Source organism: Microbacterium sp. R1 (assembly GCF_015159725.1).
GTDB lineage: Bacteria > Actinomycetota > Actinomycetes > Actinomycetales > Microbacteriaceae > Microbacterium > Microbacterium oxydans.
This window is the reverse complement of sequence record NZ_JADDUD010000002.1, coordinates 72996-94760: the sequence shown is the minus strand read 5'-3', so window position 1 is coordinate 94760 and position 21765 is coordinate 72996. Positions and strand designations below refer to the sequence as shown.

Sequence of the window (21765 nt, the reverse complement as noted above, 5' to 3'; positions counted from 1 at the left end):
CCGGAACGGGGCTGCTCGTGAGTACTGACCTCCTGATTCTAGGAGGCACAGGGAAGGAGAACCCTGAACACGCGTAGAGTGACGGCCGTGTCCGACACCCCCACACCTCACCCAGACCCTCTTCGCACCTCCGCGCTGGCCGCTGATCTCGATGCCGCCGACTTCCGGTCCGCACCTCTCCGTCGCCTGTGGGGCGAGGAGGCGGACGACGCCCTCGCCAGGGGGATGCGCGAGCCGATCCTGCGGGCCATCGCCGAGGACTCCGGAGTCCTGGCCACCCTCGGCCGTCTGCTGGTACTCGGCATGAGTCAGCCGCGTGCGGCGGTCGCCGCCGCGCTGCCGAACCTCGGAGTGGACGGACTCCAAGCGCTCGGACTCGCCACCGCGGATGCCGAGGTGGTGACCCCGACGGCCCTGTTGCGTCCGCAGTCCTTCGTGGATGCCGAGGGTGTCGGCGAGTGGTGGATCGCCAGCGACCTCGACGAGGTCGCCCTCGACGGCCCTCTCCCCGCCGATCATGTGCTCGGCGTCGGTGGAGCCTCGCGCACCCTCGCCGAGACGATCGTGCCCATCCAGGTCGATCGCGCTCTCGACCTCGGCACCGGGTGCGGGATCCAGGCGCTCCTCGTCGCCCGTCGTGCCGGCACGGTGGTCGCGACCGACATCTCGGTCAGGGCACTGGCGTTCGCCGAGCTCAACGCGCGGGTCAACGGGGTGACCAACATCGAGTTCCGTCACGGCAGCATGTTCGACCCCGTCGCGGGCGAAGCGTTCGATCTGATCGTCTCCAATCCGCCGTTCGTCATCACACCGCGGGTGGAGGGCGTCCCCGCGTATGAGTACCGCGACGGCGGACTGGTGGGCGATGCCCTCGTCGAGCAGTTCGTGCGGAGCGCTCCGGCGCATCTGACGCGGAACGGAATCGCGCAGCTGCTCGGCAACTGGGAGTCGCGGGCAGGGGTCACCGGTCTCGCCCGTCTGGAGGCCTGGGTGCCGAGCGAGCTCGACCTCTGGGTCGTCGAACGGGAGGAGCTGTCGCCGTTGGGGTATGCCGAGCTGTGGATCCGCGACGGGGGCACCACCCCGCGTGACCCGGCATTCACTCCGTTGCTGACCGCCTGGCTCGATGATTTCGCCGCCCGCGGCGTGACCTCGATCGGCTTCGGCTACGTGCTGATGCGTCGAGGTCTGTCGTCCCCTCCACTCCGGCGCACGGAGCGGCTCTCCCAGCAGGTGTCGAACGTCGGTGCCGCGCTCGGAACCGGGCTAGTCGCGCATGACGCGCTCGCCGAGGGGATCCCCTCGACACTGCTGACGGCGCCCGATGTCACCGAGGCCCGCCACCTGCTGCCGGGCAACGACGACCCCAGCGTCATCGAACTGCGACAGGGTGGCGGTTTCGCGCGCACCGTGAACGTGGACCCTGCGCTCGCCGGGTTCGTCGGGGCCTGCGACGGCGACCTCACCGTGGTGCAGATCGTCTCGGCCCTGGCCGACCTCTTCGAGGTTCCCCTCGCAGACCTGTGGGCCGAACTCGAGCCCCGCATCAGATCGCTCGTGCTGGACGGCATCCTCGTACCGGGGGAATAGCTGAGGGATACATGCGTTGGAATAGATCATGAAGGCTTTCGGATTCCTCTCCTTCGGGCACTATGCAGACGTGCCCGGCTCAGCGACCCGCACCGCGGGCGACATGCTGAAGCAGACCATCGAGATCGCCGAGGGCGCAGACGAGATCGGTGTGAACGGCGCCTACGTGCGCGTGCACCACTGGGCGCGTCAGGCCGCCTCGCCGATGCCCCTGCTGAGCGCCATGGCCGCGCGGACGAACCGCATCGAGGTCGGGACGGGCGTGATCGACATGCGCTACGAGAACCCGTTCCAGTTCGCCGAGGAGGCCGCCGCTCTCGACCTGATCTCCGACGGCCGCATCGCCCTGGGCGTGAGCCGCGGTTCACCCGAGACGGCTCTGCGCGGCTATGAGACCTTCGGATACGTCGACGAGGAGGACACCGAGCGGGGCAGCGTGATCGCTCGGGAGAAGTTCGACCTGTTCCTCCGTGCGATCGACGGCGAAGGTATCGCCCCCGGAGATCCCCGCATGGTGGGTGCCGGCCGCTACCTCGCGATCGAGCCGCAATCCCCGACCCTGCGCGACCACATCTGGTGGGGATCAGGTTCGCGTCCGACGGCGATCGAGACCGGCCGCAAGGGACTCAACATGATGAGTTCGACCCTGGTGACCGAGGCCACAGGGCAGCCTTTCCACGAGTTGCAGCGCGAGCAGATCGACCTCTTCCGCTCGGCCTACAAGGAAGCAGGGCACACGGGCACGCCGCGCGTCTCCGTCAGCCGCAGCGTGTTCCCCCTGGTGTCCGACATGGACCGCGCCTACTTCGGACTTCGCAGCGAGGAGAACGCCGATCAGATCGGCATCATCGACGGATTCCGTTCCACGTTCGGCAAGACCTACGCGGCAGAACCCGACGTGCTGATCGAGCAGCTCCGACAGGACGAGGCGGTGATGGCGGCCGACACGCTGATGCTGACCATCCCGAACCAGCTCGGACCCGAGTACAACCTGCACGTGCTGGAGTCGTTCGCGAAGCATGTGGCTCCGGCGCTCGGGTGGAAGCCGAACACGGAGGGTCCCGTCCAGGGCGATCCGGTCTGAGCGGGATCGCCGCTCTTGACACGAGTCGCTTGACACGGAGCGTTGGAGCACTGACGCTGGGGAGGCTGCGCCGATCGACGCAGCCTCCCTTCATGCCTTCGGAGGCAGACCATGACCCGTGTTCGCGTCGATCTCAACATCTCGCTCGACGGCTTCGCCACGACGACGGACCAGACCCCCGAGAACCCCTTCGGTGAGGACTGGGGCCGGCTGACGGCGGCGTACACGGCCACGCGCACGTTCCACGAGCGTGTCTTCCTCGACACCAGCGGGGCGGGAACGACAGGCGTCGACGAGAAGTACGCCGCGCACTACTTCGAGAACATCGGCGCCGAGATCATGGGCGCCGGGATGTTCGGGCTCCACGCCAACCCGGGCGACCCGGACTGGCGCGGCTGGTGGGGCGAGGAGCCGCCGTTCCACGCCCCGGTGTTCGTGCTGACCCACACCCCGCGGCCTTCGATCGAGTTCGCCAACGGCACGAGCTTCCACTTCCTCTCTGCTTCTCCCGAGGAGGCGCTGCAGAAAGCGGTCGAGGCGGCCGCCGGAGCGGACGTGCGGATCGGTGGAGGACCCACGACCGTGCGCGAGTATCTGCGCGCGGGGCTGGTCGACGACCTGCACGTCGGCATCACCCCGATCCTCATCGGCAGCGGGATCCGACTCTGGGACGACCTGCGCGGACTCGAGTCCGGTTACCGCGTCACCTCGGAGGTCGCGGAGTCGGGCGTCACGCACATCACCTTCTCCCGCGAGGATTGACGCCCGCAGCAGGGCGGGTCTGGGAGGCTGGACCGGTGCGCATCCGACCCTTCCACCCTGAAGACACCGATGCCGTCGTCGCCCTGTGGGAGGCGGCGGGGCTCACGCGGCCGTGGAACGATCCTCGGAAGGACATCGCCCGGAAGCTGACGGTGCAGCCCGAGCTGTTCGTCGTGGCGGAGGACGAGACGGGGCGCATCCTCGGCTCGGTCATGGCGGGCTACGACGGGCATCGCGGGTGGATGAACTACCTCGCCACGCAGCTCGACGCGCGAGGACTCGGAGTGGGCAGGGAGCTCGTGGCCCACGTTGAGGCCCGTCTGCGCGACCTGGGATGCCCGAAGGTGAACCTGCAGGTGCGTTCCGGCAACGCGCAGGTGGTCGACTTCTACCGCAGGCTCGGCTACGAGATCGATGACACGGTCGACCTGGGCAAGAGGCTCATCCCCGACGTGTGATCGCGGAGAATTCCCTTCTCGACGATCCGGTATACCAGTACTCTGACCGCATGCGTCTGCGTCGTAGGGGGATCATCGCCGGAGTCATCGGGCTCGTCGCCGTGCTCGTCGGCGCCATCCCCGCTGTTGCCGCCACCACGTCATGGGCCACTTGGCAACCGCTCGCGGGCACTGGAGGTGCCTTCACGACGACAGTCCAGGTGGCACCCCACCCTGCACTCACCGCCACCATGACCAGCGATTCGCGCGCAGGCCAGGTCGGCGTGATCACCGGTGCATCCACGTGGCTGGCCGAAGGGACCCCCATCGGAGCCGAGTACGGATCCAGCAGGGATCAGCCGTACCTGAACTTGCGGCCCAGGGCCGACAACGCCACGAGCCCGTCGACGACGACCTATTCGTTCGCCGCGCCGACCCCGACGTCGGGCTGGGCCTTCGCGTTGGGTGACATCGACTCCGACAGCGTGCGGATCCATGCCGTCGCTCCTGACGGGCACGTGCTCACAGCGGCGGAGATCGGCCTCAGGGACCTCTTCAACTACTGCGCTCCCGGGGTCGTGGGAAAGCCCGCGTGCACCGGCGCGGTCGGCGACGTGCCGACATGGGATGCCGCGACCCTCACCCTCACCGGGAACGCGGCAGCTGCCGACACCAACGGATCCGCGGCGTGGTTCGAGCCGTCGACTCCGATCCGCTCCCTCAGCTTCATCTTCACCCGGCGATCCGGTCTTCCCGTCTACCAGACGTGGTTCGTCTCGGCTGCGAATGACATCCGAGGATCGGTCGTCGACGTGGACACCGGGGCGCTGGGCGGTGTCGCCCTCGCACTCACCGACGGCAACGGCACGATCGTGGGCAGGACGACCACCGCGCCGGACGGCACCTACTCGTTCCCCGGGTTCATCGCCACGGACGGCTACCGGGTGAGTGTGACGGCACCGCAGGGCAAGATCGCGGTCGGTGAGACGACGACGTCGGTGAACCTCAGCAGCGGCAATGCGGAAGATGTCGACTTCACGGTGCGCGACATCGTGCCGTCCCCCGTCACCGGGCGCGTGGTGGACACGGAGGGAAACCCCATCGCCGGCGTCGTCGTGACGATCGACGCACAGACCAGGACCACCGACGCCGACGGCAGATATTTGTTCGACATGGTCCTCGATGGGCTGCAGGAGGTGACCATCACCGTTCCAGCCGGGTACGCCGTCGACACGGCGCCGCCGGGCTTCGTGGTCCCGGCGGACAACGAGGATCTGATCACACTCACCGACTTCGTCATCGAGGCGAACCCGAGCCTGAGCGGGGTCGTCCGATGGAACGGCGGCGGTGTGCCAGGCGTCACAGTCACGGCCGTGCAGCAAGGGGGCGGCACCCTCACCACGGTGACAGGCGCGGATGGAGGCTACACGTTCCCCCGCCTTCCGGCCGGCAACTACACGGTCACGATGACGACGCCCGATGGCTACGCCGCGACATCTCCGCTCAGCCGCACAGCACCGGTCGCGGAGATGGACGTCACAGGCGTGGACTTCGACCTCGCCCGGCTGGGGGCGCTCGACGGCACGGTGCGCACCGACGGCGGTGAACCCGTCGGAGGTGTGGTGATCGATGTCTCCGGTCCCGTCCCGGCACAGCTCACGACGGGTGCCGACGGCACCTACAGTCTCGGCAGCCTCCCTCCGGGCAACTATGAGCTGATCGTGCGCGCGCCCGAGGGCACCACGATCGTCGGGGCGGGAACCCGCAGCGTCATGATCTCCGATGTCGGCGAGTCCGTCGAAGGACAGGACTTCACCCTCGCCGCGGCCGTCGTCCCACCGTCACCGTCGCCGTCACCCGAGCCGTCGACCGGGAGCTCGAACAGCAACGGCAGTGGTCGCATTCCGGCGACCGGCCTCGGTGCCGAGACGTTCGCCTGGGCGGCAGGTGGTGCCGCGGTGATCCTGCTCGGGGCGACTCTTCTGGTCGTCGCCCGCCGTCGCGCCGGCCGGAAGTAACGCGGCGCCCGCTTTCGTGGTCAGCTGCCCTCGGGCGGTCCGAACAGCTCTTCGCCGTGCTCGTGGAGGAGCTTGTAGGCGTCGGCGAAGGTCTCCGGTTCCGGCTCCCCAGGTTTCCCGTAGCGCGCGAGGAGCAGGCCGAGCAGTCCGCGTGCGGGCGGAGTGAGCGGCTTCAGCTGATCCTTCTCACCGGGCTGGGGTGCCGTGTCCTCCGGATTCGGAGGCGTGTACGCGGGCGTGGTCACCGGCCAGTCGGACGGGTGCCGGGGTTTGTCGAGATTCACCACGTTCAGGAGAGTGTTCGCCGACGCGTCCCGGTCGTTGAGCGGCTTGAGTCCGTGCAGGCGCGAGAGGGTGGCGGTCACCGAGCCGTGATGCATCTCGTCGTGGATGATGCTGCCCCGCTTCGTGTAGGCCGACACCGCGATGGCCGGGACACGGCAGCCCAGTCGATCGAACGTGAAGCCCATCTCGCCCGGCCCGGTATCGGGGGTGGGCTTCGTCACGGCGGGCGGCGGCACGTGGTCGTAGCAGCCGCCGTGCTCGTCGAACGTGATGAGCAGCAGAGTGTTGACGGCGTTCGACCCCTTCGGGGAGGCACTCGTGCGCACCGCCTCGTAGATGTCGTGGATGAGCCTGTCGCCCGCCCGCACATCCGAGATCGCGCTGTCGAACACGGGCTCGCCGTCGACCTCGCTCTCACGCGGCGACCCGAAGGGCGGATGGAAGTCGTTGTGGTCGTAGACCATCCGCGGCTCGATGAAGGCGTAGGCGGGGAGGGTGCCGGCCTTCGCCTCGGCGTAGAAGTCCTCCATCGTGCCGAAATGGTCGGTACGCCAGTACTTCTCCAGCACCGCGGCATGCAGCATCCCCGTGAACGAGACGAGCTGGAGCTTGTCGATGTAGATCTTCCAGCTCACCTTCTCGTCCTCGAGCCGATTGAACACCGTCGGCGCGGCCGGCGCATCCAGCCATTTCCGGTAGCCGCCGCCGGCCTGATTGGTCACGAAGCCGTGAGACGTGGAGGCGTGGAAGAACGAGCGGTTGCAGAAGGTCTGGGAGGGAACGCCGGCATACCAATGGTCGAACACCGCGAACTCCGAGGCCAGCGTCGACAGCACCGGCAGCATCTCGGGCGAGAACGAACCCATGATGTGCGCGGCCTCTTCGGGCTTCGGATCTACTCCCTTGCGCAGACGCCGGAAGTTGATGATGTAGTCCTCGAGGAAGCCCGACATCGTGGCCTTCTCGCCGTGGGTTGGGGCGTTGAAGGGGGCGGTCATCTCGTCGACGAAGAGGTCGGCGTTGGTCTTCGGGTCGACCGTGCCGAAGATCTGCGTGTTGACGTGCGGATACTCCTCGCCCGGATCCGGGTCGGGGAGGCTCATGATCCGGTCGGTGTCACCGGTGTACACGTGTGCATCGACGACCGTGCCATCGGACGAGGTGTTGCTGTACGAGCCGAAGTCGAGCCCCTCGAACGTCTCACCCTGCGGCAGGGTCTGCTTCGAGTAGAGGTAGCCGAGCAGGTTGTCGAACGAGCGGTTCTCGCCCATCACGACCACGAGATGGTCGAACCCCGGCTCGCTGCGCGGAGTGAGGGCGGCGAAGGGGTCGGCGTCGGCCACGAAGCCGTCACGTGCATTGCCGGCGATCGACGCGCCGATCGCTGCCCCACCCGCGCCGCCGACGACCGCGCCCGCGAGAGCTGCTCCGCCGACCTTGAAGAATCCCCGGCGGGAAGCATCGCGGGGAGCATCGGGGGAGGGGGACTCTTCTTCGGCCATGTCGCGATCCTACGACCGCGGGACGGTTGCCGTAGGGAGGACTAGGCGGCGGCGGCGATCCAGAGCACGGCGCCGTCGCGCCAGCCCAGACCGGCCCTACCCTCAGGGATCGGCTCCTCGTGCCGCGGGCGGACGACGCGCATCCGCTTACCCGCAAGCTCCACGATGTAGACGATGTCGGCGCCGCGGTAGACGTGCGCGACGACCTCGACGCTCACCGGGGCATCCGCACCCACGACGGGGGAGAGGCGCAGGTCCTCCTGGCGGAGCACCACTTCTCCCGCTCCATCGGGACCGGCGCCGGTCATCGGCACCTGGATCGTGGTGCCGTCGAGGGTGGCCACCGCTCCGGAACGGGTCGCCGGAAGCAGGTTCGCCGCGCCGATGAAGTCCGCGGCGAAGGGGGTGCGGGGAGCACCGTAGAGCTCGGCGGGTGCGCCCTCCTGCTCGATCACGCCCGCGTTCATGAGCACGATGCGGTCGGAGAGGCTCATCGCCTCCTCCTGGTCGTGCGTGACGAACACGGTCGTGAGCCCGAGCGTGCGGTGCAGCTCCTTCAGCTCGACCTGCATGTCCTCACGCAGACGGGCGTCGAGGTTCGACAGCGGCTCGTCGAGCAGCAGTACGCGGGGCTCGAACGCGATGGCACGGGCCAGAGCCACGCGCTGCTGCTGTCCGCCCGAGAGCTGCGCAGGCATCCGATCGGCGAGGTGGCCCATCTGCACGCGCTCCAGCGCCCGCACGGCGAGCTCCTTCTGCTCGGCCTTCGACTTCTCGCCGGACATCCGCAGGCCGAAGCGCACGTTCTCGGCGACGCTCATGTGCGGGAAGAGCGCATAGCTCTGGAACATCATGCCGAGGTGCCGCTTCTCGGGCGGGAGCTTGGTCACATCCTGCCCCGCGATCTCGATCGTGCCGCTCGTCGGCGACTCGAGGCCCGCGATGCAACGCAGCAGCGTCGTCTTCCCGCACCCCGAGGGGCCGAGCAGGGAAACGAACTCTCCGGACTGCATGGAGAGATCGATGCCCTTGAGCACCGAGGTCCCCTTGAAGTCCTTGGTGAGTGAGGTGATGGTGAGTGTTGTCATCAGACGAACAACCTTCCCAGGCCGATGATGCGTTCGAGCACGATCATGAGGACGACGGTGAGCAGGACCATCAGGGTCGAGACGGCCGCCACGGTGGGCGACGTGCTGAACTCCAGCTGGCCGTAGATGGCGATGGGCAGCGTCTCCAGCTGCGGGGTGCGCAGGAAGAGGGCGATGACCGCATCGTCGAACGAGATGTTGAAGGCGAAGAAGGCGCCGGCCGCGATACCGGGACGGGCGATGGGGAGCACGACCAGGCGATAGCGATTCCAGGTGCTGGCGCCGAGGGTGCGCGCCGCCTCTTCCGTGAAGTGGTCGGCGCGGGTCATCACCCCGGTCACGGTGCGCATGACGTAGGGGATGGCGATCACCACATGGATCGCGATCAGCACACCCACGTTCGGCGCCCCGATCGTGAGGGACGAGATGGACAGCGCCCCGATCGCGAGGATGATCGTGGGGATCGTCAGCGGCGACATCAGCAGACCCTGGATGGCGGCACCGCCGGGAACCTTGAAGCGCGTGAGCGCGAGCGCAGCCGCGGTGCCGATGGAGGCGGCGACGATCGCGACCGTGACGCCGACCAGCAGGCTCAATCGGAACGGCTCGAGGTAGGTGTCGGAGGTGAGCGCCTCGACGTACCAGTCGAGGGTGAAGCCCTGACCGGGGAATGTCAGGAAGCGGTTCTCTCCGATGGAGGCACCGGCGACCACCATGAGCGGCACGAGCATGTACAGCGTCACGACGACGCCGAGGATGATGGCGAGGACCCTGCCGAGGATCGGAACGGAACGGACCATGGTCACACCTTCTGCTTCCCGAGTCGGGACGTGGCCGCGAGCACGAGCATGACCCCGGCGAACAGCAGCACGGCCTGCGCGGCCGCGAACGACCAGTCGAGGTTGGTGGTCGCATCGATGTAGATCGTCTGGGCGAACACCGGGATCTGCGCTCCGCCGATGAAGCGCGGGGTGATGAACGAGCTCACCGAGAGGACGAACACGAGCGAGGCGCCGGCCACGATGCCGGGGATCGCGAGGGGGAGGACGACGTGCCACAGCGTGCGCCAGAACCCGGCGCCGAGGGTGCGTGCGGCTTCTTCGAGCTGCGGGCGGATACCCGAGATCACGCCGAGGATGCTGAGCACCGCGAACGGCAGGAGCACCTGGACCATCGCGATCACGACGCCGGTCTCGGTGCCGAGGAAGCCCTGTGTGCCCCCCACGAGGAACTCGGCCCCGGGGATCTTCATCAGCAGCCCTGACGGGCCCATCAGGACCACCCAGCCGAACGTGCGGACCACGACGCTGGTCATGAGGGGCAGGATGACGACGATCAGCAGGAAGGAGCGCACCTTCGAGCCGGCGCGTGCCATGACGTAGGACAGCGGGATGGCGATGATCAGCGTGATCACCGTCTGGATCACCCCCAGGCGGAGCGAACGGAGCGCCGCCTGGAGGTGATATTCACTCGTGAACAACCGGGTGAAGTTGTCGAGGGTGAACCCGCCTGCCGACGACTGCACGCTCATGAGGAGCATGCCGGCCACCGGGGTGACGAAGGCGAGCGCGAGCAGCACGATCGCCGGCAGGAGCAGGAGCCAGGGCTCCCTACGGGTTCGCACACTCATTTGGTGATCAGCGCATTCCACTCATCGGTCCAGGCCGGTCGCGAAGCCGCGACGTCGCCGGGAGCGTAGACGACGACCGTCTCGAGCTCGTCGCCCGTCAGCACGTCGTCAGCGGCTTCGTCGGAGAGCTCGGTCTTGGTGTTGACCGGCGAGTACCGCATGTTCTCCGCGAAGACGGCCTGCGCTTCGGGGCGCAGTTCGAAATCGATGAAGAGCTTCGCGAGGTCGGGGTTGTCCCGGCCTTCGACCACGTTCGCCGTGATGAGAGAGGCGGTGACGCCCTCTTCCGGGACGATGAACTCCACCGGAAGGCCCGCGTCCTGCAGCGTGCCGGCGTAGTCCATCGCGTACGGTGCGAGCCACGTGTCGCGCTGTGCGAACGCGGTCTGCAGATCGGGCGAGGTCGGGACGACGATCGCGTCACCCGACGACGCCAGCGCACCCAGGTCGGTGATCGCCTGCGAGGTGTCGTCGATCCCGCCGCCGAGGGCGTCCGCGACACGGAGCATCGAGAGCACGCCGTACGTGTTCGAGAAGTCCGTGAGTGCGACGTGACCGGCGTAGGCCTCGTCGAACAGGTCGAGCCACGAGGTGGGCGCAGGAGCGTCGGCCTCGGTGTTGTAGACGAGTCCGATCGGTGCGAGCTGGATGACCGGGCCTTCACCGCGCTCGAGCCCGGCGGTCGCCAGGTCGATCAGGTCGCCGGTCTCGGAGAGGTCATCCGCGGCGATCGGGGCGATGAGCCCCTGCTCCGCAGCGGTGAATTCCTGCCCGCCGGAGAAGTGCACGACATCGATCTGCGGGCTCGCCTTCTGGGCGGTGACCTGCGCGAGGGCGTCGGCGCTGTACAGCGTGATCAGCTCGACCTTGGCGCCGGTCCCCTCCTCGAAGGGATCGACGACGGCCTCGATGAAGGCCTTCTCCCAGTCGCCGCCGAACGACGTGACCACGATCGTCTCGCCGGCGAACTCCTTGTCGCCGCCTGACGCTGCGGTGTCGTCACCGGTCGAGCATCCGGCGAGGACGAGGGCACCGGTGGCGACGAGCGCTCCGGCGGTGAGGATTCTTCGGGTATTCATGCACTGCTCCTTCGGGATGGGTCCAGCACTGAGTGAACGCCTTAGACCAGGCGTCCGATGGTGAGCTGCTTCGCTCCGTCGATGCGGATGGCCGCGCTCTCCTTGGCGAACTCGGCGAGTCCTTCGGTGATGCCGCCCCAGATGTTGACGGGTGTCCATCCGAGCGGGCCGAGAGTACGGGCACCACGATCGTAGAAGACGCCGATCTCGTACCACTCGAACGGCAGGCCGCCCATCTGCATCGGACGCTGCCAGTACCACTGCAGGTCACCCGGCGCCGGCACGACCTGCTGGTTCTCGAACGGTACCTTCTCGGGGTCGAAGTTCTGCGCCTCCTCGGGAAGGCCGACCATGACCTCGGGGCCCGCGTACATGGCGTGCATCGCCTGCATGGTGACCGGCTTCTCCAGCGCACCCCACATGGCCTCGCACGTGCGAGGGGCGAGGTCCTCGAACAGGGTGGCGACGGCGCGGACGCCGTTCTCGTACTCGAGGAAGACCTGCTTGGTCATCGTGTTCCTTTCTCTGCCGCGGGGTGTTCCGCTGCTCTTTCACGGGCGGCCGAGACGAACGCCGCGAACAGCGGCATCTCCTCTGCGGCCTCATCGGGGGCGATCATCTTCTCGGGGTGCCACTGCACAGCCCAGAACGGCCAGTCGCCGTCGGCCTCCACTGCTTCGACGATCCCGTCCGGTGCCCAGGCGACCGGGCGGAGGCCGGGTGCGGGGGCGTCGATCGACTGGTGGTGGATGGTGTTCACGGTCCGCTGTCGGGTGCCGTAGAGCGAGGCGAGGCGACTGTCCTCGGCGAGGAGGACCGGGTGCCGTGCCGCGAGCTGCTGGTCGGCGCCGCGCACCGGCTCGTGGTGCTCGGTGGCCGGGATGTCGACGAGGAGTGTGCCCCCGAAGGCGATGTTGCTCACCTGGAGCCCGCGGCAGATCGCCAGGACGGGGATCCCCCGGCGCCGAGCACCGAGTGCGAGCGCGATCTCATAGCCGTCGCGGGAGGGGTCGTAGTTCTTCCCCTCCTGCGGCTCGGCACCGTAGCGGGAGGGGTGCACGTCCTCGCCGCCGGAGAGCACGAGCCCGTCGAGGCGGTCGAGCACCTCGTCGACCCCCGCCGTGGGAGGCAGCAGCACGACCGCACCGCCGGCCGCCTCGACGGGAGAGGCGTACTCGGTGCCGAGGGTGTGCGCCGGGCGACCGCTGCCCAGGTCGGTGTCGATGGAACGGCGCCAGGTGGTGATGCCGATGAACGGGCGGGTCACGAGAGCTCGATCCAGGTGGTCTTCAGGTCGGTGAACTTCTCGAGGGCGTGCAGGCTCTTGTCTCGTCCGAAGCCCGACCCCTTGACGCCGCCGAAGGGGATCGTCATGTCGCCCTCCTCGAAGCAGTTGACCCAGACCACGCCAGCCCGGAGCCGCCGAGAGAGGGTGTGGACGGCGTTCAGATCGTTGCTCCAGAGCGCCGCGGCGAGGCCGTACTCGGTGCCGTTGGCGATGGCGAGCGCGTCTTCCACGTCGTCGTAGGCGATGACCGAGAGCACGGGTCCGAAGACCTCGCGCCGGGCCACCTCGTGCGCGGGCGTGACGCCGAGCACGACGGGGGCGAAGTAGCTGCCGCCGTCGACGGCCTGGAATCGCTCGGCGCTGCCGGCGGCCAGCTCCGCGCCCTCGGCCTGGGCGCGCTCGACGAAGCCCGCTATGCCCGCGAGCTGCTTCTCGCTCACGATCGCCCCCATCGAGGTGGACACGTCGAACGGGTCGGCGGGAAGGCTCGTGCGGGCGACCTCGGCGGCGATCTCCAGGGCGAGGTCGCGCTGGGAACGCGGTACGAGCAGCCGAGAGGATGCCGTGCACATCTGGCCCTGGTTGTAGAAGCAGCCGTCCGCAGTGGCGCGGACAGCACGCTCGAGATCGGCGTCCGGCAGCACCAGGCTCGCGGTCTTGCCGCCGAGCTCGGGCCAGACGCGCTTGCCGTTCGACGCGGCCGAGTAGCCGAGGAACATGCGGCCGACCTCGGGTGAGCCGGTGAAGGTGACGACGTCGACGTCGTGGTGCTCGCCGAGTGCGCGACCGGCGACCTGCCCGGTGCCCGGTGCGACGTTGAGCACGCCGGCGGGGATGCCGGCCTCGTGGGCGAGCTCGGCCAACCGGAGTGCGGAGAAGGTCGTGTGCTCCGCAGGCTTGAGCACCACGCTGTTGCCGACCGCGAGTGCCGGGGCGAGCTTCCAGGCGGTCATGGTCAGGGGGAAGTTCCATGGCACGACGGCCGCGACGACGCCGGCCGGTTCGCGGGTGACGAGCGCGAGGCTGTTCGGGGCGGTGACGGGCAGCTCGTCGAGCACCTTGTCTGCCGCCTCGCCGTACCAGCGGAAGCAGTTGACGACGGCGCGGAGCTCGGTCTGCAGCGCCTCGCGCACGGGCTTGCCCATCTCGAGGGAGATCGTGAGGGCGAGTTCTTCGGCGTTGTCGTGGATCTTCTGCGCGAAGGCGATCAGCAGCTGGCCACGCTCCCTGGGGGCGATGCGCGACCAGGCGCCCGAGTCGAAGGCCGTGCGAGCCGACCGGACGGCGCGGTCGACCTCGGCGACGGATGCGGTGCTGATCGGCGGAAGGGCACGACCGTCACGGGGGCTCACCGGGATGAGGGGTGCAGCCGAGCCCTCCTCCCACACGCCGTCGATGAACATGCGCGTGCGCAGGGGCAGGGTCGCGACGCGATCCGCCCAATCGTCTCCAGTAGCCGTGAACACGGTGGTCCTCTCCAGGGGTGATGGCCCTGGAGAGGATACTTGCTCTATTTCGCCACTAGGTCAAGCTGTTAAGAACGATCTCGCCATTTCGTTACATGTCAGTAACAGAATCAGACTACAAGCGGATCGCGCCGGTGGGCATATCGTTGGCCAGCGCCTCGGGTGCCTCATCGACGATCAGCGATCCGCGCAGCACCGGAGTGATGACCACCAGCGACTCCACGACTTCGAGGCCCTCGTGACCGGCCACCGCCGGGCCCGTGAGGAAGTCGTAGAACTCATCGGCGTCCTTCACGAGCACGTTCGCGAGCAGCTGTGAAGTGCCCGTGGTGGCGGCGATGAACTTGACCTCGGGCGCGGCCGCCAGAGCCGTGCCGACCTTCTCGAGGCGCGCCATCGGCACCCGAAGCCACACGAGCGCCTCGAGGCCCAGTCCGAACAGACTCGGCACGACCTCGGTGCGCGGATGCATGAGACCTCGACGGCTCAAGGACTCCATGCGACGCCGCGTGGTCGTCACGTTCAGCCCCAGGGAGCGGGCGAGCTGAGCCACCGGCATCCGACCGTCCTTGAGCAGCAGTCGGATGAGGGCCTCCTCGTCCTCACTCAGGGAGTCGGCGGGATCGACCTCGGAGCCGGAGGACTCGTCGAGCATTCGGGCCTGCTCGTCGCTGAGAACCCCTGCACGCCAGTCGTGCCCCGACCGGAAGAACTTCAGCACCGTCGTGACATTGATCGAGTCGATGCCCTCGAGCTCGGGGAAGTCGGTGAACAGCAGCTCGCGGATCGAGGCGTCATCGTGAGGGAGCAGCATCCCGGCGATGTCGCTGCTGCCCTCGAGCACCGAGACCGAGGAGGCATCCGCGCGCCGGGCCAGGGTGCGCGCGACCTGCCACAGCGCGTGGGGTTCCGTCGTGATGCGGAAGAGCACTGCGCGGGCATGCAGCACTCGGGCGGGGTCGACGTATGTGGAGACCCGCACCAGTCCGCGGTCGAGCAGCCGTTGCCCTCGCCGGGCGACCGTGCGCTCGGGCAGGTCGACCACGCGGGCGATCTCACCCCACGACGCGCGGCCGTTCACCTGCAGAGCCGCGGCGACGATCCGATCGGTCTCGTCGGCCATCACATCGTTCGCGGGCACGTGCTCTCCTTCACCGGGGACTCGGTGGAAGGTTATCTCAGTCGGCGGTGCCGTCGCGTGGCGGGGAGGGCTGGGTGGCTGGGGCGGCTGGGGCGGAAACGGAGACGATCCGAGCAGCGCAGGGCGTGTCGCGGAGCGACGCGCCGGGTGCAAGCCCATGGATCTGGGTTTTCGCCGGCTTCAGCGGCTGGGAGAGGGGCGCCGCCCGGGCTCGAGGCCCGGGCGACGCCCCTCTCGGACTACTCCGCCTCGGTCGTGTCTACCGTGGCGTGCCGGCGACGGCGGCGCATCGCGAACAGGCCGAGGCCCGCGGCGAGGAGCACGACGGCAGCGGCGATGTAGGGAAGGCTGTCGGCTCCCGTGGTGGCGAGGTCGCCGCCTGCGGATCCGCCGTTACCTGCGGATCCGCCGTTACCTGCGGATCCGCCGTTACCCGCGGAACCGCCGTTACCCGGTGTCGTCGCTCCGCCACCGGACGCGGCCGTGACGCTCAGAGCTGCAGTGACCTCGGTGCCGTCGGGCTGGATCACGGCGAGCGTGTGCGCACCGGCCGGAGTGTTCGCCGGGATGGTCACCGTGCGCTGGAACGAGCCGTCCGCATCGGCGGTGCCCGTGCCCAGCTGCACCGGGTCGGAACGCAGCTCGAGCCGCAGCTGAGCGCCCTCTGCGAAGCCGCTGCCCGTCACCGTGACCGTGCCACCGGCCTGCACGGATGCCGCGCCGAGTTCGACCTTCGCCGGAGCCTCGGGCTCGGGGGTGACCGGAGGTGTGACGCCGGCCTCGGTCACCCACTTCTCGCCCGCATCCGACTTGGTCACCGTGAACGTGTCGTAGACGGCACCGACGGGGAGGTCCGTCGTGGTGTCCGGCTGCTTCTCGGCCAGGTACGACCGGTAGACCAGCTGATTCTTCGAGACGTCGATCACCTGGTAGGTCGTCACGCCCTGACCGCGCAGCACCTGGGTGGCGCCGTTGTTGGTCCAGACGTTCTTCTCCGGCGTCTCCAGGTCGTAGTGCTTCGCGCCCGAGTTCGAGACGACGTAGACCGGGCCCGTGGTGAGGCCGGGGGTCTCGGTCGCGTCGGTGTTCACGTATCCGCGGGCGTACGTGTGGTCGTGTCCCATGAGAACCAGGTCGATGTCGTTGCGCTGGAAGACCGGCAGCCACTCGGCGCGGAGGATGGGCTCATCGCGCCCGGCCGAGGCCGAGAACACGGGCTGGTGGAACGTGACGACGTTCCACTTCGACGGGCTGTTCTGCAGCAGCAGGTCGAGCCATGCACCCTGGAAGCGCGTCCACAGGGTGCCGATCTGCGACGAGGGGCACTCCGCCCCCGTGCACGACGGGAGGCCGGCCGGGGTGAGGAACGTCGTGTCGCGAGTGGCGTTCAGGGTGATGAAACGCACGCCCTGGTAGTCGGTGTAGTACGCGGTCTCTGCGGCGAACGAGCTCCAGTGGTCGAAGAACGCGCGGTACTGCTGCGCGACCTCGGAGTCGCCCTTCGCCAGGTTCGCCAGTTCGCCGATGGAGCTGGTCGACGGGTTGTTGCGCGGGTACTCGAACGCCGCCTTCCACGCCGTGAGCAGCTTGTCGCCGGAGTACTCGTGGTTGCCGGGGGCGGCCATCACGTTCGTACGGACGGCCGAATCCTTCATGCCCTTGAACCAGTTGACCCACTCGTTCTCGTTGCTCGACGTGTTGATCAGGTCACCCGCGTGCACGGAGCCGATCGAGCGGGGAGCCTGCGCCTCGGCCTGCTTCACGACGCTCGGCCACGTGGTGTCCAGACCGATCTGGGCGTCGCCGTAGTAGATGAACTGGAAGTCGGTCGCGGACGGATCCGCGGTGCGGAAGGTGAACCAGTCGCTCCAGCTTCCGGGCAGGCCGACGCGGTAGCGGTACTCGGTGGCAGCGGTGAGACCCGTCACCGTCGCCGAGAAGTGCTTGTTCGGGTTGCCGTTCACGACACCAGCGTCGTACGCGTCGACTGTGCGGGTCTCTCCGCCGGCGGACGGGGCGATCTCGACCTGTCCGACCGTGTGCGAGGCGTCGCCTGCGAGCCAGGAGAACGACTGCGAGACGGCCGGCTGTTCGGTCGGGGTGAGGATGACGCGCGTCGGCGGCGCGACGACGGGGGTGCCAGGTGCGGAGGCCTTCACGAGGGTCAACGCGGACATGTCGAAGAAGATGTCGGAGCTGGTTGCGCGGTCCTGGAACAGCGACACCGCGATCGTGTTGGTGCCGTCGTGCAGGAGGGTTCCCTCGGCGCTGAACGTGCTCGTGAGCGGGTCGCCGTTGCCATCGCCCGCGTACTCGACGTTGGTGGTGTCGGTGATCCTGCCGTCGACGTAGCGGGCCACCTCCTGGCCGTTGATCCACACGATGATGGCGTCGTCGTAGGTGATGGTGCTCTGTAGAGCGGCGACCTGCTCGGCGACGCCTGCCTCGAGCTCGAACGTCGTGCGGAAGAAGTAGGTCGGCACGGTCGGGGCCGCCGTGCCGTCGAGGTAGTGGTTGAGCAGGGTCTTGGGCGTCTGCGGGCCGACCGGTGCGAGCTTCCCGCCCTTGGCGCCGAACGAGCCCGGAGCCGTCTTCCACGCGCTGTCGTCGTAGGCAGGCAGTGTCCAGTCGCGGAGGGCTGCGGGTGCGGGAGACGGGTCGGATCCGTCGTCGAGGTAGTGCCAGGCGGTGTCGCCGGTGATCAGTGAGCCCGTCGGCACTTCGGGGTCGGGGGCGGCAAGAGCCGCGGGGGCGACGACGGCGCCGCCGAGCAGGGCGAGGAGCGCGACGGACGTCAGTCCGCGACGCCGCCACCGCACCGCAGGGGTGGGGGAGGTCATGTCAGTCCTTCGAGGTGGGGTTTCCGTGCTCAGCCGCACGGGGCCCCTCCACCCCATCGAAACGGGATGACCGGGCGCTGACCTCCTGGCGACCGGGAGGTGAACTCCGTTCACGATGTCGCCCGGCCGAAACGGAGACCGACTGCGCGGGGAGCGGCGTGTCGAGGGATGGCGCGCCGGCGCGCGGACGGATGGTCTGGGTTTTCGCCGGGGCGGGAGACGGCCCCGGCGCGGACGGCTCGCCCCGGTACGCTGGAACCCATGCTCAACATGGCTGACGGCCTCGCTCGTCTCGGTGCGCTCGCCGAGAACCCGGTCGTCCGCACCCTGGCGACTGCCTTCGACGAAGCGGGCTTCGACCTCGCGGTCGTCGGCGGTCCGGTGCGTGATGCCCTGCTCGGCCGTGACACGCACGATCTCGATTTCACGACGAACGCGTCCCCCGACGACATCCTGGCCATCGTCACGCCCATCTCCACCGCGCAGTGGGACATCGGTCGCGCGTTCGGCACGATCGGCGCACGCGTGCAGCGTGAACAGGTCGAGATCACGACCTATCGCGCGGACAGCTACGACGGCGTGACCCGCAAGCCCACCGTGGAGTTCGGCGACACCATCGACGGCGACCTCGTGCGCCGCGACTTCACCGTGAACGCCATGGCGCTGCAGGTGCCGTCCGTGAAGCTCGTCGACCCGACCGGCGGGGTGGAAGACCTCATCGCCGGCGTCCTGCGCACGCCGGCGGATCCTCGGGTGTCGTTCGGCGACGACCCGCTCCGGATGCTGCGCGCCGCTCGCTTCAGCGCCCAGCTCGGCTTCCAGGTCGAGGAGGCGACGGCCGCGGCGATCACCGAGCTGCGCGAGACGCTGAAGATCGTCAGCCCCGAGCGCGTCCAGTCCGAGCTGGTGCGCCTCATGCAGACCGACGACCCGGTGCGCGGCATCCGCGTGCTGGTGGACACCGGGCTGATCGACGAGTTCCTCCCCGAAGTGACCGAGCTGCGCCTCGAAGTCGACGAGCACCACCACCACAAGGATGTCTACGAGCACTCGCTGACCGTGCTCGCCCAGGCCATCGAGCTCGAGCACTCCCGTCATCCCGGAGCCGTACCGGATGTGCCGCTGCGCATCGCTGCGCTGCTGCACGACATCGGCAAGCCGCGCACGCGCAAGCTCGAGGCCGGGGGCGTCGTCACGTTCCACCACCACGACGTCGTGGGTGCGCGGATGGCGCGCAAGCGGCTGCAGGCGCTGCGTTTCGACACCGAGACCACGAACGCCGTCGCCACGCTCATCGAGCTGCACCTGCGCTTCTTCGGCTACGCCGAGGGGGCGTGGACGGACGCAGCCGTGCGCCGCTACGTGCGCGATGCCGGCGACCTGCTCGAACGCCTGCACATCCTCACCCGCGCGGATGTGACCACACGGAACAAGCGCAAGGCCGGCCGTCTCGCGAGCGCGTACGACGACATCGAGTCGCGCATCGCCGCGCTCCGCGAGCAGGAGGAGCTCGACGCCATCCGCCCGGAGCTCGATGGCAACCGCATCCAGCAGGTGCTCGGGATCGGACCGGGCCGCGAGGTCGGTGAGGCCTATCGGTTCCTGCTCGACCTGCGCCTGGACGAGGGTGTGCTCGGTGCGGACGTCGCCGAGCAGCGACTGCGCGAGTGGTGGGCTGCGCGCGACTGACTGCGCACAGTGGCCGCACTGTGGTGGCCGCACTGTGGCGGCTCAGACCAGGGGCGAGGTCGCGATCGCTGCACTGTCGGGCGGCAGCGTCACGAGCGAGTCCTCCCGACGGAACCCCGACGTGGAAAGCAGCACCCTGGTGCGGGCTCCCACGTCGAACGCCTGCGACGTCGATGCGAGGTTGACCACCACGGAGAGGTCTCCACGGTCGATGCGGTAGACCCGCCGTTCGGGCGTGCCGTCGGTCTCTCGGACCTCCACCGCGGTGTGCGTGGAGTCGGGGTCGGTGAGGGCGGGCCACTCCCTTCGCAGCGTCACGAGGTCGCGGTACAGGGTGAGCATCCGCGCGTGCTCCGGATCGTCGAGCTCGCTCCAGTCGAGGTGGGAGCGGGCGAACGTGTCGGGGTCCTGTGGGTCGGGCACCGCATCCGGATCCCACCCCATGCGGGCGAACTCGGCGGTCCGCCCCTCGGCGACGGCGCGGCCGAGCTCGGGTTCGGGGTGCGAGGTGAAGAACTGCCAGGGGGTGGATGCACCCCACTCCTCGCCCATGAAGAGCATCGGAGTGCCGGGGGCGGTGAGGGTCAGGACCGCAGCGACGGCCAGGCGATCCGGAGAGAGGGTGGCGGAGAGGCGGTCGCCTGCCGCGCGGTTGCCCACCTGATCGTGGTCCTGCGCGAAGGTCACGAGTCGCCACGTCGGCACTTCGGGTGGGATCGGCGCGCCGTGGGGACGTCCGCGGAAGGACGAGAACGTGCCGTCATGGAAGAACCCGTGCTCGGTCACCTTCGCCAGGCCATTCTCCGCGGCGAAGTCGGCGTAGTAGCCGCCGGTCTCCCCCGTGAGGGCCACATGGACGGCGTGGTGCCAGTCGTCTGACCACTGCGCGGTCAGGCCGTAGCCACCGGCCTCACGGGGCAGGATGAGCGTCGGATCGTTGAGGTCGGACTCGGCGATCAGGGCGAGCGGACGATCGAGCTGCACCGACAGCGCGTCGACGCGTTCGGCGAGTTCGCGGAGGATGTGCACAGGGCTCTGATCGTGCAGAGCATGCACCGCATCGAGACGCAGCCCGTCGACATGGAAGTCCTGCAACCACATCAGGGCGTTGTCGATGATGTAGTCGCGCACGGCCGGTTCGTCGAGGTTGACCGAGTCGCCCCACGCCGTGCTCTCGCCCTCGCGCAGGTAGGGGCCGAACAGGGGCAGGTAGTTGCCGCTCGGACCGAGGTGGTTGTAGACCACGTCCTGCACCACGGCGAGCCCGTGCCCGTGCGCGGCATCCACGAACCGCTGGTACGCGGCAGGGCCCCCGTACGCCTCGTGCACCGCGTACCAGAGCACTCCGTCGTAGCCCCAGTTCCAGCGCCCGTTGAAGGCGTTGACCGGAAGCAGCTCGACGTGCGTCACCCCCAGCTGCACCAGGTGAGGCAGGCGCGTGATCGCGGCGTCGAGCGTCCCCTCCGGCGTGAACGTGCCGAGGTGCAGTTCGTAGACCAGGCCTCCGGCGAGCTGCCGTCCCGCCCATCCCGCATCGCTCCAGGCGAAGTCGCCGACGTCGAACGCCGCGGATGCCGCGTGCACACCGTCGGGCTGTCGGCGAGAGCGCGGATCCGGCCGCAGCTCGGGATCGTCGTCGAGGAGGAATCCGTAGCGCTCGCCGGTTTCGAGCTCGTCGCCGGCTCGCCACCATCCGCCTGACGCCGGATCGAGATCGGTCTGCGTCGTGCTGCCGTGTCGAGAGGTTCGTCTCAGCCGCACCCTGCTCGCCTTCGGTGCCCAGACCTCGATCATCGATACCCCGCCGTCATCGACACCCCGCCGTCATCGATACCCGCCGTCACCGTCGTGCCGTCATCGAGCACA

At 68.7% G+C, this 21765-nt stretch carries 17 protein-coding genes; 6 read left to right on the top strand and 11 right to left on the bottom strand.

All coding sequences use genetic code 11. The annotated features are described in order from the left end of the window. Positions 1-78 precede the first annotated feature (78 nt). From ILP86_RS12270 to ILP86_RS12250, 5 genes are all read left to right on the top strand, one after another. A complete protein-coding gene (locus tag ILP86_RS12270; protein ID WP_193762101.1) occupies positions 79-1590 on the top strand; it encodes a methyltransferase in 1512 nt (503 codons plus the stop codon). Between the two features lie 28 nt (positions 1591-1618). Then, positions 1619-2674, top strand: a complete 1056-nt coding sequence (locus tag ILP86_RS12265) for an LLM class flavin-dependent oxidoreductase (RefSeq protein WP_141368138.1) — start codon at positions 1619-1621, stop codon at positions 2672-2674. Positions 2675-2785: 111 nt separating this feature from the next. Beyond that, positions 2786-3436, top strand: a complete 651-nt coding sequence (locus ILP86_RS12260) for a dihydrofolate reductase family protein (protein WP_193762100.1) — start codon at positions 2786-2788, stop codon at positions 3434-3436. A 35-nt stretch (positions 3437-3471) separates the two neighbouring features. Then, complete coding sequence (locus ILP86_RS12255; RefSeq protein ID WP_061015202.1) at positions 3472-3894, top strand: GNAT family acetyltransferase; 423 nt, start codon at positions 3472-3474, stop codon at positions 3892-3894. 50 nt (positions 3895-3944) lie between these two features. Next, positions 3945-5891 (top strand): collagen binding domain-containing protein, encoded by a 1947-nt coding sequence (locus ILP86_RS12250; protein WP_179516368.1) that lies wholly within the window; start codon positions 3945-3947, stop codon positions 5889-5891. Positions 5892-5911: 20 nt separating this feature from the next. On the opposite strand, the gene ILP86_RS12245 is transcribed toward ILP86_RS12250, so the two are convergent. The 10 genes from ILP86_RS12245 to ILP86_RS12200 form a co-directional block, all read right to left on the bottom strand. Then, entirely contained in the window at positions 5912-7678 is a 1767-nt protein-coding gene (locus ILP86_RS12245; protein WP_193762099.1) for an alkaline phosphatase family protein, read from the bottom strand. Between the two features lie 41 nt (positions 7679-7719). Next, a complete protein-coding gene (locus ILP86_RS12240; RefSeq protein ID WP_193762098.1) occupies positions 7720-8766 on the bottom strand; it encodes an ABC transporter ATP-binding protein in 1047 nt (348 codons plus the stop codon). Next, positions 8766-9566, bottom strand: coding sequence for an ABC transporter permease (locus ILP86_RS12235; protein ID WP_218867878.1), 801 nt, complete (start codon positions 9564-9566; stop codon positions 8766-8768). Before ILP86_RS12235 ends, ILP86_RS12240 begins: the two co-directional genes overlap by 1 nt. A gap of 2 nt (positions 9567-9568) precedes the next feature. After that, on the bottom strand, positions 9569-10396 hold the full coding sequence (locus tag ILP86_RS12230) for an ABC transporter permease (RefSeq protein WP_046748493.1): 828 nt from the start codon (positions 10394-10396) through the stop codon (positions 9569-9571). After that, a complete protein-coding gene (locus tag ILP86_RS12225) occupies positions 10393-11475 on the bottom strand; it encodes an extracellular solute-binding protein (protein ID WP_193762097.1) in 1083 nt (360 codons plus the stop codon). Before ILP86_RS12225 ends, ILP86_RS12230 begins: the two co-directional genes overlap by 4 nt. A gap of 41 nt (positions 11476-11516) precedes the next feature. Then, a complete protein-coding gene (locus ILP86_RS12220) occupies positions 11517-11987 on the bottom strand; it encodes a DUF3830 family protein (RefSeq protein WP_017829890.1) in 471 nt (156 codons plus the stop codon). Beyond that, entirely contained in the window at positions 11984-12742 is a 759-nt protein-coding gene (locus ILP86_RS12215; protein WP_058630969.1) for a gamma-glutamyl-gamma-aminobutyrate hydrolase family protein, read from the bottom strand. The genes ILP86_RS12220 and ILP86_RS12215 overlap by 4 nt, the downstream gene beginning before the upstream one ends. Beyond that, the gene (locus ILP86_RS12210; protein WP_193762096.1) at positions 12739-14229 is read right to left on the bottom strand and encodes an aldehyde dehydrogenase family protein; all 1491 of its coding nucleotides are present in this window, start codon (positions 14227-14229) and stop codon (positions 12739-12741) included. The genes ILP86_RS12215 and ILP86_RS12210 overlap by 4 nt, the downstream gene beginning before the upstream one ends. Positions 14230-14344: 115 nt before the next feature. Further along, entirely contained in the window at positions 14345-15370 is a 1026-nt protein-coding gene (locus tag ILP86_RS12205; RefSeq protein WP_046748496.1) for an Lrp/AsnC family transcriptional regulator, read from the bottom strand. Positions 15371-15609: 239 nt separating this feature from the next. Then, on the bottom strand, positions 15610-18210 hold the full coding sequence (locus ILP86_RS12200; protein ID WP_193762095.1) for a fibronectin type III domain-containing protein: 2601 nt from the start codon (positions 18208-18210) through the stop codon (positions 15610-15612). Positions 18211-18471: 261 nt separating this feature from the next. Between ILP86_RS12200 and ILP86_RS12195 the strand changes: the two genes are divergently transcribed. Further along, positions 18472-19899 (top strand): CCA tRNA nucleotidyltransferase, encoded by a 1428-nt coding sequence (locus ILP86_RS12195; protein WP_127012890.1) that lies wholly within the window; start codon positions 18472-18474, stop codon positions 19897-19899. A 42-nt stretch (positions 19900-19941) separates the two neighbouring features. Here the strand turns inward: ILP86_RS12195 and treZ are convergent, their stop codons facing one another. After that, positions 19942-21693 (bottom strand): malto-oligosyltrehalose trehalohydrolase, encoded by a 1752-nt coding sequence (gene treZ, locus ILP86_RS12190; RefSeq protein ID WP_193762094.1) that lies wholly within the window; start codon positions 21691-21693, stop codon positions 19942-19944. Between the last annotated feature and the right edge of the window lie 72 nt (positions 21694-21765).

Bases quoted from the DNA above. Each gene is read 5' to 3' on its own strand.
- ILP86_RS12245 (WP_193762099.1), bottom strand. From the start codon at position 7,678: ATGGCCGAAGAAGAGTCCCCCTCCCCCGATGCTCCCCGCGATGCTTCC.
- ILP86_RS12200 (WP_193762095.1), bottom strand. From the start codon at position 18,210: ATGACCTCCCCCACCCCTGCGGTGCGGTGGCGGCGTCGCGGACTGACG.
- ILP86_RS12265 (WP_141368138.1), top strand. From the start codon at position 1,619: ATGAAGGCTTTCGGATTCCTCTCCTTCGGGCACTATGCAGACGTGCCC.
- ILP86_RS12260 (WP_193762100.1), top strand. From the start codon at position 2,786: ATGACCCGTGTTCGCGTCGATCTCAACATCTCGCTCGACGGCTTCGCC.
- ILP86_RS12250 (WP_179516368.1), top strand. From the start codon at position 3,945: ATGCGTCTGCGTCGTAGGGGGATCATCGCCGGAGTCATCGGGCTCGTC.
- ILP86_RS12225 (WP_193762097.1), bottom strand. From the start codon at position 11,475: ATGAATACCCGAAGAATCCTCACCGCCGGAGCGCTCGTCGCCACCGGT.
- ILP86_RS12220 (WP_017829890.1), bottom strand. From the start codon at position 11,987: ATGACCAAGCAGGTCTTCCTCGAGTACGAGAACGGCGTCCGCGCCGTC.
- ILP86_RS12235 (WP_218867878.1), bottom strand. From the start codon at position 9,566: ATGGTCCGTTCCGTTCCGATCCTCGGCAGGGTCCTCGCCATCATCCTC.
- ILP86_RS12230 (WP_046748493.1), bottom strand. From the start codon at position 10,396: ATGAGTGTGCGAACCCGTAGGGAGCCCTGGCTCCTGCTCCTGCCGGCG.
- treZ (WP_193762094.1), bottom strand. From the start codon at position 21,693: ATGATCGAGGTCTGGGCACCGAAGGCGAGCAGGGTGCGGCTGAGACGA.
- ILP86_RS12240 (WP_193762098.1), bottom strand. From the start codon at position 8,766: ATGACAACACTCACCATCACCTCACTCACCAAGGACTTCAAGGGGACC.
- ILP86_RS12195 (WP_127012890.1), top strand. From the start codon at position 18,472: ATGCTCAACATGGCTGACGGCCTCGCTCGTCTCGGTGCGCTCGCCGAG.